This window comes from Streptomyces sp. GQ60 (genome assembly GCF_059758875.1).
The window spans coordinates 1-14,663 of the sequence record NZ_JCAXEG010000011.1 but is presented as its reverse complement, the minus strand read 5'-3'; the positions used below and the strand labels follow the sequence as shown (position 1 = coordinate 14,663).

9 protein-coding genes are annotated in these 14,663 nt (G+C 69.9%); 4 read left to right on the top strand and 5 right to left on the bottom strand.

Annotated features, from left to right (window positions below):
- Nucleotides 1-72: 72 nt before the first annotated feature.
- A complete protein-coding gene (locus tag AC6CKD_RS25250) occupies nucleotides 73-1,224 on the bottom strand; it encodes an acyl-CoA dehydrogenase family protein (RefSeq protein WP_498330142.1) in 1,152 nt (383 codons plus the stop codon).
- Nucleotides 1,225-2,032: 808 nt separating this feature from the next.
- A complete protein-coding gene (locus tag AC6CKD_RS25245) occupies nucleotides 2,033-2,590 on the bottom strand; it encodes a DUF1062 domain-containing protein (protein WP_498330140.1) in 558 nt (185 codons plus the stop codon).
- Nucleotides 2,591-2,989: 399 nt separating this feature from the next.
- Here AC6CKD_RS25245 and AC6CKD_RS25240 point away from each other — a divergent pair, with 399 nt between their 5' ends.
- The 4 genes from AC6CKD_RS25240 to AC6CKD_RS25225 all read left to right on the top strand — a co-directional run bounded on the left by AC6CKD_RS25240 (nucleotide 2,990) and on the right by AC6CKD_RS25225 (nucleotide 8,309).
- Nucleotides 2,990-3,958 (top strand): phosphoribosylglycinamide synthetase, encoded by a 969-nt coding sequence (locus AC6CKD_RS25240; RefSeq protein WP_498330486.1) that lies wholly within the window; start codon nucleotides 2,990-2,992, stop codon nucleotides 3,956-3,958.
- A gap of 128 nt (nucleotides 3,959-4,086) precedes the next feature.
- Nucleotides 4,087-7,107, top strand: coding sequence for an AfsR/SARP family transcriptional regulator (locus AC6CKD_RS25235; protein WP_498330138.1), 3,021 nt, complete (start codon nucleotides 4,087-4,089; stop codon nucleotides 7,105-7,107).
- Nucleotides 7,108-7,232: 125 nt separating this feature from the next.
- Nucleotides 7,233-7,406: a hypothetical protein gene (locus AC6CKD_RS25230; protein WP_498330136.1), complete on the top strand. Its 174-nt coding sequence runs from the start codon at nucleotides 7,233-7,235 to the stop codon at nucleotides 7,404-7,406.
- A gap of 189 nt (nucleotides 7,407-7,595) precedes the next feature.
- A complete protein-coding gene (locus tag AC6CKD_RS25225) occupies nucleotides 7,596-8,309 on the top strand; it encodes a response regulator (RefSeq protein ID WP_498330134.1) in 714 nt (237 codons plus the stop codon).
- Here AC6CKD_RS25225 and AC6CKD_RS25220 read toward each other — a convergent pair.
- The 3 genes from AC6CKD_RS25220 to AC6CKD_RS25210 are packed head-to-tail and all read right to left on the bottom strand — an operon-like array spanning nucleotide 8,302 to nucleotide 14,600.
- Entirely contained in the window at nucleotides 8,302-9,387 is a 1,086-nt protein-coding gene (locus tag AC6CKD_RS25220) for an acyl-CoA dehydrogenase family protein (protein ID WP_498330132.1), read from the bottom strand. The genes AC6CKD_RS25225 and AC6CKD_RS25220 overlap by 8 nt on opposite strands.
- A 1-nt stretch (nucleotide 9,388) precedes the next feature.
- Nucleotides 9,389-10,543 (bottom strand): acyl-CoA dehydrogenase family protein, encoded by a 1,155-nt coding sequence (locus AC6CKD_RS25215; protein WP_498330130.1) that lies wholly within the window; start codon nucleotides 10,541-10,543, stop codon nucleotides 9,389-9,391.
- 10 nt (nucleotides 10,544-10,553) lie between these two features.
- Nucleotides 10,554-14,600, bottom strand: a complete 4,047-nt coding sequence (locus tag AC6CKD_RS25210) for a non-ribosomal peptide synthetase (RefSeq protein ID WP_498330485.1) — start codon at nucleotides 14,598-14,600, stop codon at nucleotides 10,554-10,556.
- Nucleotides 14,601-14,663 lie beyond the last annotated feature (63 nt).

The following is a 14,663-nucleotide window of genomic DNA, read 5'->3' as shown; positions in this document are numbered from 1 at the left end:
CATCGGTGTCCGGCCGTGGACCGGGATGAGTACGTACCGAGCAGTGCGACGGCGACCCGTCCCGGCCGTCCTTCACAGGGCGTCGGCGATCGTCATCTCGATGACCTCGGAAGACCCTTCGTAGATCCGCAGGGAACGGATCTGGCGGTAGAGCCGCTCCATCGGGCTGCCCGCGACGAGGCCGGCAGCGCCGAAGATCTGGACGGCACCGTCGACGATCTCGCCTGCGGCCTCGGTGGCGTAGAGCTTCGCCGTCGAGGAGTGCTTGGCGTGATCGCGGTCGAGGTCCGTCGCCCAAGCGGCGCGGGCGGTCAGCAGCGCGGAGGCCGAGAGCTTGACGTCCATGTTCGCGAGCGAGGACCTCACGAGCTGGAGGTCGGCGAGCCGTCCGCCGTAGGCCTTGCGGGTACGGGCATGGCCGCGGGCGAGCCAAAAGGCGCGCCGGGCGAAGCCGAGCGCGGCGCCGGCCACGGTCGCGCGGGCCCGTTCGAGGATGTCGAGCGCGACCACGATTCCCTGGCCGCGCTCGCCGAGCACGGCCTCGGGACCCACGCGGACGTCGGTGAAGGTCAGTTCGGCCCAGGAGCGCGGCGCGATCGCGCCGATGGGCTCGGCCTTGAGACCGGGGGCCTTGCCGTCGACGACGAAGGTGGTCAGGCCCAGCGGTCCCGGGCCGTCGCCCGTGCGGGCGAGGACGACGCACACATCGGCGATGTCGCCCTGCGCGATCCAGGTCTTGGTCCCGTTGAGGACGAACCCGTCCCCGTCGGGGGTCGCCTCGAGCACCGCGGCACTGAGGTCAGAGCCCGCTCCTGGCTCGGAGAGGGCCAGCGCCCCCGCACGGGTCCCGTCGGCCAGACCCGGCAGTTCGCGGCGACGCTGCTCCTCGGTGCCGTGGCGGGATATCGCGGCGGCGGTGAGCTCCTGGATCGAGTAGGTGAAGTCGGCCAAGTCCTCGTGGTACGCCAGGGCTTGTCGCCTCAGGCACAGGGCCCTCATGTCGGAGTCCGGCTGGTCGGGGTCGAGGTGACGCAGCCAGCCCGACCGGCCGAGCTCGGTGAGCATGGCCCGTCCGACGGCTGCCGGATCGGTGGTGTCCAGCGACGCCCACGCCTCGGCCCGCTCCGCGCACCACTGCCCGATCTCGCCGGCGAGTGCGCGGTGGGCGTCGTCGTACAGCGGCAGGGTGAGGATGTCGGGGTCGAACACTTCGGAGAGACTCATCGTGATCCTCACTCAGATGGTCAATGCGGCGAGCGGCTCGGAAAAGGGGGTGGAAAGGGAATCAGGCCGATCGATCCGCTCGACTTCGATGGACGAGGCCGCGGAGACGGAGCGTGCGATGCCCGCCGTGCTGCGTCGGCCTCTCACGTCGTGAAAGGGAACACCGCCTCGGCCGGCTGTTCTCCAGTACGCCGCGGGCCTTGGGGCGGACTCCTTCCGAAAGGCCGTCGGCCGCGTACATGGGAAGCTACGGCCACTCCGTCGCCGGGCGCGTCCGCGACAAGTTCATCCGCCGACACGCATCGCGATTACGACGCTCCGCCGCTCCTGCGCACCGCGTTTACCCGGACCGGGGTGGAATCCGGATCCGGGAAGTGGTCCGCGGTCGAGATCGAGATCGAGAGGGAGTACCACGATGTCGCCGCCGCCAGGGCGCAACGGGCGGGTAGTCCAACTTATCCAGACGCCATCAGGATGATTACCCAATTGGCAGTCCGGGGAAATGCGCCGCCGCACCACGTACGGGCCGTCGAGTGGTCCAGCGGCGGGGTCCCGGTGCCCCGTATGCACAGGGGGCGGGGCGTGGTCCGCCGGCGTACGGGTGTGATGACGGGTATCGACCGGACGCCGGAGCAGGTGAGGCTGCTGATCGGCCGGGCTGTTCCCCGTCGGCTGAACCGCGCACCGCCTGGGCGCCCTTGCTCTGCTCCGCGGACGAGAGCGGCGGCCGCGGACCCGCCCGGGGGCCGGACCTGGGCACCGCGCGGCGCTGGACCCCGGGTGCAGGTCGCCGGCCGCCGGCACGGACTCAACCCGAGTGGCGCTTGAGCGTGAAGGTGAAGTCGCTGGAGAGTTTCCCGTTCAGGCGAACTGCCGAGACGAGACTGCCTTCCGTGATCAGTCGCTCGACCTCGGCGCGCGAAAGGCCGCATCCATCGGCGATGAGACGCACCGGCCTGACGGGAATGTGTGCCGCAAATCGGACCGATACATCAATCACTTCACGGTCCAGGTGATCCGACCCGCCGGTGTCGAGTTGCCAGGCGTCGTTCCAGTCGAGGGCAATGTGGTTGCGCCGCCGTATGAGGCCGTCCTGGAGCAGCTCGGCCGCCAGGGTCGGGTCGTTCTCGTGTGCCCGGTCCAGAAACTCGGGCCTTACCGAGCGCACGTGCGTCCGCTCGTAAATGGTGATCTTTGTGGTCGCACCGCATTTGGTGCAGAGCGCAAGGAGCCAGACATCGAGGAGTTTATGGTTCGCGTTGACGCGAAATTTGCCGGTTGTCCGGAAAGTGTCAGACATGCACGTCTGGCAACGGCGGCGGATGAGCGGCAGACGTACCGGCTTAACTATCCAGTCATTGTGCACAGAAGTACCCCTGTTTTGTGTGCGTTCGCCATTAAAGAGAGCGCAGTGCTCGGCGCGTTGGTTCTCGGGATATCTCACGGGTGCACAAGTACTCGGGCATCTCGACGTCAGGCTCGGCAAATCGGTTGGCGTGTCATCACCCTTGAGATCGGGACTACTTGCGCTGACCGTCCCAGCGAGTACGACGGACGCTACGGACGGATCGGCACACTGCGCATCCGCGTCAAGTTCAGCCGCCCGTACGCGGTTCGTGGACGCTCCGCTGCCGGTCTGCGCGCCTCGCTTACGGCCTCGGCGAGGGGGGAAGAGAAGGGGAGCAGGGTGGGAAGGCCGCACTGCACAGTGGGCCATATGCGTGCACACTCCCCGAGAAGTACCCAGCCCAGACTGCTCCTGGTGATGCCGAGCCATCAACTGGTCAGCAAAGGCGTTGAGTTGGGGTTCCGGATCTGGTCGATGTGGGATCCGGAGCAGCTTGAGACCGACTTTGCGCAGAGGCTCGAGGAAGCCTCAGAGGAGCTGCTGCTCACCGACTTCGCCGACGAAGCCGGGTTGCGCGAAGCCATCGAGCGAACCGCACGGCAGCACGGGATCGACGCCGTGCTGCATTGCGGACACGGCGACTCGGTCCTGCCGGTGGTCCGGGAGGCATGGAGGCTGGGCCTGTCCGCGAACCCTCCGGCGGTGTACGAACGGCTCCAGGTGTGTGAAGGGGACGACTGGGCCCCCGCAGAGGCTCCCAGGGTGAGCGTCGAGACCCTGACCGTGAACGGGACCCATCACATCGTGGGGGTCACCGCACAACGCACCACTGGGTCACCGCACTTCTTCGTCACGGGCTACCTTCACCCGGCGCCCTTGACCGACGAGGAGCGAACGGCGATCGAGGCAGTGGTCGAAGAGCGACTGGCGTCGATCGGATACCACTCCGGCCCGGCCCACACGCAGGTGGCGCTGCTGCCGTACGGACCGCGGATCGTGTCGTGCCGAACACACCTGGGTGGCGACCGCATCCCCCTGCTCGTCGAGATCGCGCGCGGGTTCGACATGGAGGCAGCGGTCTTCACGGGCCTCGAAGGCGGCCCTCCGGTCGTGCCGGGCCCGCGCCGGTATGCGGAAGCCGGCTTCTTCCTCCTGCCCGAGGGGCGCCTGGAGACGTACACGGGCACGGAGGACATCGCTGTGACCCCGTGGGTTCACGGAGCCCGCTTTCCGTACGACGTCGGCGACAGGATCGCTCCCATCGGCGACCCGCGCTCCCGGCGCGCTTATGTGGCCGTCGACGGTGACACACCGGAACTCACCCGCGACCGGATTGCCAGGGCGCGAAAGGATCTCGTCACCGTCATTCGCCACACCGCTCGATGACCCCTCCGGTAGCCGTTCAGGGCGACCGGAGATGTCGTCGGCATATGCTATGCATGCTTGCCTGACCTGGACCGGAATCATCTAGTGTCGGGGTGAGCGTTGGCCAAGGGGGAGGACGGGGGGCATGAATGGTGACATCGAGACCTACTGAAGACGATGCGAACTTCCGCCCGGAATTTGCCGTCCTGGGCTCGTTGGAGGTACGCAGCGGCAGCGCCCTGATACCTGTCAACGGGGCACTGCAACGTCGTGTCCTCGTGACCCTGCTCCTCGATGCCGGGCGCGTGGTGCCCGTCTCCCGATTGGTGACGGCCGGCTGGGACGAGCAACCGCCGGACAGCGCCGAGCATCAGGTGCGCAAGACCGTGGCCAAGCTGCGCAGCCGCATCCCCCACGGCCCCGAGATCATTGTCACGGACGGGCCCGGGTATCGCGCGGTCGTCACGACCGAGCAGCTCGACCTGCTCCGCCATCAGCAGCTGATGCGACAGGCCAGGGAATCGCTGGACGCGGGGCGGGCGGAGCGCGCCGTCGCACAGCTGCGCGAGGCGTTGGCGCTATGGCGGGGGCCGGTGCTGGCCGGTTCCGGGGGCCAGATGATCGACGCGGCCTCGACCGCCTTGGAGGAGCAGCGGCTCAGCGCTGCCGAACAGCTCTACGACCTGCGCATCGATGCGGGCGAGGCGGCCGAGATCACGGGCGAACTGCGGGGCCTCGTGGACGAGCATCCCCTGCGCGAGACGCTGCGCAGCCGGCTGATGCTCGCCCTCTACCACTCCGGGCAGCAGGCCGCGGCACTGGACGAGTTCGCCCGCGTACGCGATCACCTCGCGGATGAGCTGGGCATAGACCCCAGCGCGCAGATCACCAGACTGCATGAGCGCATGTTGCGGCAGGACCCGTCGCTCGTCCGTCCGGAGCATTTTGTTACACGTGTCACGCCGCCGGTGGCCGAGGTCCCTCACACACTGCCGTTCGACGTGCCCGACTTCTCGGGCCGCCGTTCTGAACTGGAGTGGGTCTGTGACGTGGCCAGGCGCGCCCCGAAAGGGGCCCCCACGGTCATCGCGCTCGACGGCATGGGCGGCAGTGGTAAGACGGCGCTGGCCGTGCGCGCCGCGCACCAGCTGGCCGACCAGTATCCGGACGGCAGTCTCTTCATCGACCTGCACGGCTTCACACCGGGACAGGCGCCGCTCAGCGCGTCCCACGCGCAGGGTGACCTGCTCGCCGCCGCCAGCATCCCGAGCGATGAGGTGCCTACGGTATCGGCGGGGCGCGCCGCGCGATGGCAGTCCTACATGCGGGGCCGTTGCATGGTGCTGATCCTGGACAACGCCGCCTCCTCCGAGCAGGTGCGCGCGCTGATTCCCGCCTCCTCCGACAGCCTGGTCCTGATCACCAGCCGCCCGAGGCTGACCGGGCTCGACGGAGTCGAATGGCTCTCCGTGGGCGCTCTTCCGGAACGAGACAGCGACCAGCTCCTGCGCGCCACCCTCGGTGCCGAACGCGTCGAGAGGGAACCGGACGCCGCCTCTGAACTGGTGCGGCTGTGCGGAGGTCTCCCCCTCGCGGTCAGGATCGCCTCCGCCCGGCTGGCGAACCGTCCCCACTGGACCGTGCAGCGACTCGTCGAACGCCTGCGAGACCACAACCGGCGGCTGGACGAACTGACGAGCGAGGGACGAGGGGTCGCCGGCGCGCTGCTGCTGTCGTACCAGTCCATGCCCCGTGACCAGCAATCCGCCTTCCGGCTTCTGGGCCACCACCCGGGACGCTATCTCGACACCCACGAAGCCGCCGCCCTGTTCGACACGGACGCCTTGACGGCCGAGGACCTGCTGGAAGAACTGGTCGACGCGCGTTTGCTGGAGGCCAGGGAACCGGGCGTGTACGCCCTGCACGATCTCGTGCGCAGCTTCGTGCAGCGGATCGCACAGGGATCGCGGGAGCCGGGGGACGAGCCGGCGATGCGGCGGCTCCTGGACCACTACCTGGGCATGGCGAAACATGCGTGCGACGTGGTGTTTCCCGGCCGGCGGGGCATCAAGGACGACGGCGAACACCGGGTGGACAGCGAGTTCGACCACAAGGAGAAGGCACTTCGGTGGCTCGACCACCACCGTGGCAGCCTTCTGGCGGCGGTGGACGCCGCGCACGACGGGGGAATGCTGTGGCATGCCGCGCGGCTGCCGCGTGAGCTGGGCTTCCACTCCAGCATCCGTGGCTACGACTCCAGTGCCAACGTGGCGCTGGAGAAGGGGGTCAGCGCGTCACGGCAGCTCGGGGACCGCTCGCTGACCCGGCTGAACCTGATGAACTTGGCCATGGGCAAGTGGCGCCTCGGGCAGCTGCGTGACGCGGTCGGCCTGCTGGAAGAAGCCGTGTCGTTGTCCCGGCAGATGGCGGACAAGTACAGCGAGGCGGAGTGCCAGGCCCGGCTGGGTCAGGCGTACAGCAGCCTGGGAGAGCTCGAGCACGCGCTACGACTGAGCCAAGAGGTCAGCAGACGCGCCCAGGAGCTGGGTTTCACCCGCCTCGACGGGTCCTCGCTCAGCATGCTCGGCCTGATTCTGGTGCGGCTCGGGCGGTTCGAGGAGGGCATGCGGTCCGCGGAGCGGGCCGTGGCCATCTTCGACTCGATCGATGAGATTCAGCTCTCTGTGACCGCCCTGAGCTATCTCTCCCAGGCGCTCGAAGGCCTGGGCCGCTTCGAGGAGGCACTCGCCCGGGCCGACGCGGCGCTGGAACGGTGCCAGCAGATCGGCATGCCCGCGGCGCTGCCGCTCGTACTGGCCCGCAGAGCCGACGTGCTGGTGCGCCTGGGAGCGCTGGACGAGGCGGCGGACAGCGCCGACCATGCCCTGTCCAAAGCCGCCAGCAGCACGGACGACATCAACCGCGCCACGGTGCACCTCTCGGCCGGGCTCGTGCGGTACGCGCAGGGGGATCTGGACACGGCGCTGGCTCAGCAGCGGTTGGCCCACGAGATCGCCTGCCGGATGGAGCTGCGCTACGACGAAGCCTGCGCGCTGTGGCACCTCGCCCGTACCACCGAGGCCCAGGGCCATGTGCAGATGGCACGCGAGCACCGTTCAGCGGCGGACAACCTCTTCTCCCTCATGAAAGTGCCGGCGACCGTACGGTGAGCACCGTGTCTCCGGCACTCCCCGGCGCGGGGACCGGGCGGGTGCCCGGAGGGGAACCGGGGGGGAAGAGCGATTGCGAAGATCAGCGGAGCCGAAACGGCGTGTCTCTTCTAAGGAGTATCCACATGCGTTTCACCTCTGCTGTCGCCGCCTCCGTCATCGCTCTCGGGGCCGTTCTGGGTGGACTCACGGCTGCCGCCGACGCCGACGCGCAGACGGTCCAGCACCGCGCTGTCGCCTCCGACCTCCCGGCGGACGCGATCGTGGCCGCGCCCATGGATGACCACGGCAACGGTTGAGCAGATGGGCCGTAGGCGCTGATTGCGGCGCACCGCCCGCGCCCGGCCCGTCCTCGCCACACACGTGTAGACGCTCGTCGCGCCCATAAGGCGAACGAGCACTGGGAGGGCGAGGCTCGCGATCTCCGTGCGCGTCAAACCATTGATGACAGCGGGGCTTTTCTCCAACTCATTGCCGGGGGCAACACAATGACCATTCGGGTGCTCGTCTGTGACCAGCTGCCCGTGATCGCGGACGGTCTCAGGACCCTCCTCGACGCGGTGCCGGACATCGACGTGATCGGCACGACTCACAACGGCATGGAAGCCATCGTCATGGTGCGCACCATGCGCCCCGATGTCGTGGTCACGGATCTGAACCTCCAGACCATTTCCGGTCTCGAGATGATCCGCAGACTCGGCCAGGAGGACGAGTCGCCCAACATCGTCGTGTTCACCGCGGCTGACACCGACGAGACGGTGAGCGACGTGCTGCACGCCGGCGCGAGCTGTCTGCTCGGCAAGGACGTGAGCCCTCAGGAGCTGATCACCGCGATCCACGGGGCGGCTGCCGGCCAGACCGTGCTCGCGCCGAACATCGCGCAGCGTCTGGTCTCCTGGTTCCGTGCGCAGCCTGAGCCTCAGAAGGCCGAGGCGTGTCCGGAGGTGACCGAACTGACTCCGCGGGAACGGGAGGTCACGCGGATGGTGGCCCAGGGCATGTCCACCGAGGACGTGGCTCGCGAACTGATCATCGGCGAAGCCACCGTCAGAACCCATCTCTACCGAGTGCGCACCAAGCTCGGCGTCCGTGACCGTGCCGAGCTCGTGTCCCTGGCTTACCGGACCGGACTCATCCACTCGGCCGCCCACACCCGAGACGACAAGAAGGAGCTGTCGCTGGGACGCCTGCGGGTCAGTTGATCCCCGGCGGGGCTGCCGCCGCAGCCCGGAGCTCCGCTCGGGGTGCGGCACGCCGGGCGGTACGGACGCGGTCGGCGCCGACCATCCGCCACAGCGCGGCGGGATCTCCGTACCGGGTGGCCTCTGCCGCGGCCAGCCGGAAGTACCGGTGCAAGCCCAGTTCCGACGTCATCGCGCGCACCCCGCAGCTCTGCATGCTCAGGCGCACGACATCACGCGCGGTCTCGGACGCCATGGCCAGTGCTACGAGGGGCGCAGTGCCGACGGCGTCCGGTTCGGAGTCGACCAGCCAGGCCCCTCGGTGGACCGCCGCCCTCGTCGCACGCAACGCCACCATCGCGCGGGCCAGAGGAAACGACACCGCCGGCAGGTCGCGCAGCCGGGTACCGAACTGCCGGCGAAAGCCGACGTATTCCACGGCCATGCGGTGCGCGCCGTCGGCGATGCCCAGCAGGTACGCGGCCTGCCGCAGCCGTGCGCGCGCGAGCGGGCCGGTGGGCGCATCGTCCAGGGCACCGACGACGCCCGCCGCGATGACGGGCGTCGCCTCGAACCGGACGACCGGTGGCCAGCTCCCGTCCTGCGGGGTGACGCCGTCCGCCCCGCGCTCCACGGCGACGAGCACCGGATCGCCGTCGACCCTGGTGGCCACCAGAAACAGGTCGGCGCCCAGGTCGTCGACGGTGGCCGTGCCGGTCAGCTCCCAGCCGTCGGCGCGCGGCGTCGCGGTGATCCCGCTGCCGACGGGCAGGGCTTCGAGGCCCGCCAGAGCCGCGCTCGGCGCGTCGACGCCCAGGTCGGCGGCGAACGCGTCGGCCCGGTAGGAGTTGCCGCGCGCCGCGCGGCCGAGCTCCTCGCTGACCAGAACCCCGGCACTCAGCCCCAGGCCGAGCCCGTCGGCGCCGGCCGGGCGTTCGAAGTCCGCCGCCCCCAGCGCGTCGAGCACCGCACGGGTCGGGCCGCAGGCGCCGTCGGTTACCGGGGCGCCGTGCAGCTCGATCCGGGCGGGGATGCCGGCGAGTCCCGCACGCAGGGCCTTGCGCAGCTGGAGGGCGAGCGGGTCGGGGGTGAGGTCCATGTCAGTCTCCCTGTCCGATGGAGTCGAACGAGGCGGCCATGATCTGGAGCATCACCTCGGAGGTTCCTGCCGAGAGCGTGAGTCCGGGAGCCTCCCGGTAAGCGGACTCCAGGGTCACGGCCGCTCTGGTGCGGTGTGCCCGCTGCTCGGGGCTCGGTATGTCGGCGGCCCAGACCGCGATCGACTGGGCGAGCTCGCTGCTGTGGTACTTGGCAACGGCTGTCGAGACCTGGTCGACCTGGTCCGCCGCGATACCGGTGAGGACCTCCCAGGCCAGGACGTGGTCGGCGGTGAGCGCACCGTGCCAGCGGCCGATCTGCTCGAGGCGGTCGCCGGGCACGTCCTCCGGGTCGCCGTCGTCGACCAGGGCTTCGAGGGCGGCGCCCAACCAGTGCTCCGCCTTCAAGTAGTAGTCCAGACCGGTGCGTTCGATGGCCAGGGCCTCGTTGAGCAGGGGCCAGCCCTCGTCACGCGGACCGAGAAGGTTCGTGCCCGGCACCGCGACCGCGTTGAGGTCTACGCGGTGGAAGTGCTCGTCGCCGATGCTGGGGATCATCGACACCGTCACACCAGGAGCCCGCATGTCGACCAGGAACAGGCTGATGCCCTGGTACTTGCCCGCGCCCGGCGTCGTACGGGCCGCGCACAGGCCGAGGTCGACGAAGCGGGTCTTGAGACTGAACACCTTGGTGCCGGTGATCCGGTAGCCGTCGCCGTCCGGCTCGGCCACCGCCTGCAGCCCGCCCAGGTCGGAGCCCGCGTCGGGCTCCGTGTACAGCACCGACGCGAAGCTCTCGCCGCGGGCGATGGGGGGCAGGTACCGCCGCTTCTGTTCGTCGCTGCCGGCCATCAGCAGGAACTGGCCCACGATCTGAACGGTGTTGACGTGGAACGTGTCCGGCACACCTGCGCGCACCAGTTCCTCGGCGACGATCGCGGCGTCGGTCGGCGAGCCGCCCCGGCCGCCGTACTCGACGGGCCAATGCACGGCGAGCAGACCCAGCTCGCCGAGCAGCCGATAGAGCGGGCGCGCATCCGGCTCGACGCCGAACGCGCCGGTGGCCGCGGCCGCCTCGGCCTGTACTTCGGCAGAGCGCAGGGTCTTCCGCACGTCCGCCCGGAACCGTTCTTGATCCTCTGTGAAGCCGAACCGCATGTGTGTCTCCTCAAGAGGCGAGCGTGTCTTCGATCGCCGCGACGACCCGGGCGATCGCCGGCTGGGTGAAGAGCGTGTAGTGGTCGCCGGGCACGCGCTCGGCCCGGAACGGTCCCGTGCATACCGCCCGCCACTGCTCTTCCATGGCGATGTGCGGGGAGGCGACGAGCACGGTGACGGGTCCGCCGTACGGGGCCGGTGGGCGGTAGGCCTGCATGGACAGGGCGGAGGACCTGAACGTCGCGAAGCGGCCGGCCAACTCCTCTTCCGTGATCCCCAGTTCGACGCCGAGGCCGGTGAGGGTCTCCCGGACGTCGGCCACCCCTGCGGCCGGGTCGTTGAGGACCGCGGCCACCTCGGGGCCCTCGCGTCCGGTCAGCCGTGCGACGTCGTGCACGAACCGCTGCCGCACCGTCGCCTCGTCCAGGGGCACGGAGTCCTCGTCGTAGGCGGCGTCCAGCAGGACCACCGGCGGCTTCTCCCCGGTCTTCTCCTCGATCTGGCGTGCGACCTCGAAGGCGAGCACACCCCCGTACGACCAGCCGGCCAGGCAGCACGACGCGGGCAGGCCGGTCTCGATCAGGGAGTGCGCGATCCGTGCGGCGGTCGCCGCCATGGCCTCCTGCGCGGGCACCTCGGTGTCCCGCGGGTCGGCGGCGAAACCGGTCACGCCGATGTCGCCGCGCAGCGCCCTGGACAGAGGGACGTAGCAGAACAGCTCACCGCCCGACGGGTGCAGCAGGATCACCTGTGCCGGGCCCGCCTCGCGCATCACCACCGGCGCCCTGCCGGGCTCCCGCCAGGACGGGGTCGTCAGCACGTCGAACGGATCGCCGTCGTCATCGCGGCTCGCGGCGCGGACGGTGTCGATGGTGGAGGCCAGATGCGCGACCGTGGGAGAGGCGAAGAAGTCACCGAGCGTGATCTCCACACCGAACCTGCGGTTGATCGCCGACATCAGCTGGACGGCCTGGAGGCTGTTGCCCCCCGCCAGGAAGAAGTCGTCGTGCACGCCGATCCGCTCGTCGTGCAGCAGGGGGGTGATCACGTCACGCAGCAGCCTGCGTTCGGTCTCGGTCAGCGACCCGTTGCCGCGCCCCTCGTCCGCCCGGCTCAGGTCGGGGGCGGGCAGTCGGCGCCAGTCGACCTTGCCGCTGCTGGTCAGCGGCAGCTCGTCGAGGACCACGAAGAACGACGGGATCATGTACGAGGGCAGGAGCGCGCTCAGATGCTCGCGCACCGCGGGCACCTGCTGCTCGGTGACCCCGGTCAGATAGCCGACCAGGTGCTTGTCCCCGTTGTCATCGCTCCACGCCCGGACGCTGACCGGCCCGATCCCCTCGAAGCCGGTCAACGCCGACTCCACCTCGCCCAGTTCGATCCGCAGGCCGCGGATCTTGACCTGCTGGTCGATGCGGCCGAGGAAGACGAGGCGTCCGTCGGGAAGCCGCTTCACCAGGTCGCCGGTCCGGTAGAGGCGGCCGCCGGGTGCGGTGCCGAACGGGTCGGGGACGAACTTCTCGGCGGTCAGCTCATCACGGTTGAGGTAGCCGCGCGCCAAACCGGCGCCGCCGATGACCAGTTCACCCGGCACGCCGACGGGGACCTGGCGCAGCTCGGGGTCGAGTACGTGCGCCACGTGGTTGGTCATGGGCAGGCCGATCGGCGGGGACGCGTCCCAGGTGCCGCCGCACTCCTCGACGATCATCGTGACCGTGCACTCGGTCGGACCGTAGCCGTTGAACAGGCGCCGCCCCGGGTTCCACCGGTTCACCAGCTCACCGCTGAACGCCTCGCCGCCGACGAACGCGATGCGCAGGTCGGTGAAGTTCTCCGGCGTCAGCAGCGGCATCACGGTCGGGGGCAGGTCGATGACGGTGATACGAGCCTGCTCCATCAGCGCCTGGAGCCGATCGATCGACAGCCGTTCCTCATCCGTCGCGAGGCACAGGCCGGCCCCGGTCAGCAGCGCCGAGAAGGTCTCGAAGACGGAGACGTCAAAGGTCGACGACGCGAACCCGAGCACCCGGTCGGCCGGCGTCAGCTCGAACAACTCGCACGTGGAATCGATGAAGTTGACGACTCCGCGGTGCTCGAGGAGCACACCCTTCGGCTTGCCGGTGCTGCCGGAGGTGTAGATGACGTACGCGATGTCGCCCGGATCCGCCGCGAGCGGCGGGTTGTCGTCCGGCAGTGCCGCCAGAACGTCGCGGACCTCGTCCAGCATCACGACGGGCGCCCCGACCTCACTGACGGCCTTGCCGGCCTCGGCGTGCGCGAGCACCACCCGCAGCTGAGCGTCGGCCGCGATCTCGGCGACGCGCCCGGAGGGATGCGCCGTGTCGAGCGGCACGTAGGCCGCGCCGGCCTTGAGCACCGCGAGGATCGCGGTCGGCAGGTCCAGGGTCCTGCGCAGACACAGACCGACCCGCGCGCCCGGCTGCACACCGTGCTCGCGCAGCAGGGCGGCGAGCCGGTTCGCCCGGGCATTGAGCTCGGCATAGCTGGTCTCGACACCGGAGACGACGACGGCCACGCCGTCCGGAGTCTCCGCCGCGCGCGCCTCGAACTCCGCGACCACGGTGGACTCACGAACGGGCCGCACCGGGCCCCGGGCGGCTTCGGTGAGGAACGCCTTGTCCGCGGGACTCAGCATCTCGGCCGCGGACAGCGGGGCGTCCGGGTCTGCGGTCAGGGTGTGCAGCAGCCCGTCGTAGTGCCGGGCGAGCCGGGCGATGCTCTCGGCGTCGAACAGGCTGGTGTTGAACTCGACGGCGAGGAGCGCGTCGGACCCGGGCTCCGGCTGCCGGATCAGGCTCCACCTCATGTCGAAGCAAGAGGTGTGGGTCGGGGTGTCCTCGCACGAGGTGTCGATGCCGCGCAGGGCGGCAGAGGTGTCCGTAGACTCCGCGTCCGCCACGCCGAACACGATCTGGAAGACGGGAGAGCGCGACGGGTCGACGACCGGGTCCACCGCTTCGACCAGCTTGTCGAAGGGCAGGCCCGCATGCGCGTCGGCCTCCGCTGACACGCGCGCGATCCGCTGGACCAGCTCGCGGAAGGTCGGATCGCCGGAGAGGTCGGCGCGCAGGACCCGCAGATCGGTGAAGCGCCCGACCACCGAGGACACGGTGTCGTGGCGACGGTTCTCGTCCGGCGAACCGATCACCAGGTCGTCGAGGCCGGAGTACCGACGCAGCAGCGTGCAGAACGTGGCGACGAGGACGGCGTACGGGGTCGCGTCCAGCTCCCGGGCCAACTGATCCGCCCGTCGCAGGGCTTCGCGCCCGACGGTGAAGCGGGCGCAGTCGCCCGCGAAGGTGCGGGTCTCGCCGCGCGGCCGGTCGGTCGGGAACTCCAGGACCTCGGCGCCCGCCAGCTTGTCGCGCCAGTAGGCGGCGATCTTGTCCAGGTCGGCGCTGCCGAGCCGGTCGTGCTGCCACCGGGCGTAGTCCGGGTACTGCACCGGCAGACCGGGCAGGCGGGGCGCATCGCCGTCGACCAAGGCCGAGTAGACCGCCGCGAGTTCGCGCATCAGCACCCCGCGCGAGCGGGTGTCGCAGACGAGGGCCGGCAGGTCGAACAGGAACAGGTGGTCGTCCGGCTCGACCCTGATCAGTGCCGCGCGCCACATCGGCGTACGGCCCAGCTCGAACGGTTCGGCGGCCCGTCGCTTCACGAGGGCTCGCGCCGCCGCGATGTTCTCCGCCTCGGTCAGCGGCAGGTCGACCGGAACCTCGGTGACGACGACCTGCATCGGTGCGCCCTCGCGCTCGACGATCGTGGTCCGCAGCGCCTCGTGCCGGGCCACGATCGAGGCCAGCGCCTCGCGCAGCGCCTCCACGTCGAGCCTGCCCCGAAGGCGCAGGCACAGCGGGGTGCCGGAGACCGGGTGGTCGAGGAAGCGCAGGGTCTGCTGTGCGTGTGCGAGTGGTGTGGGGCCGGTGTCGCCGCGTGACGCCGGGCCGCGCTGTGCCGTGTCGTGGGCGTGCTTTTTCAGCCGCGTCAGGAATCGTGTGCGGCGTTGTGCGGGAAGCGCGGCGATCCGCTGGGTCATGTCGGTCACCGGAGACTCCTGATGCGTGGCTGTGCGCCGCCGGCCGGCTCGTTGTCCTGGCGT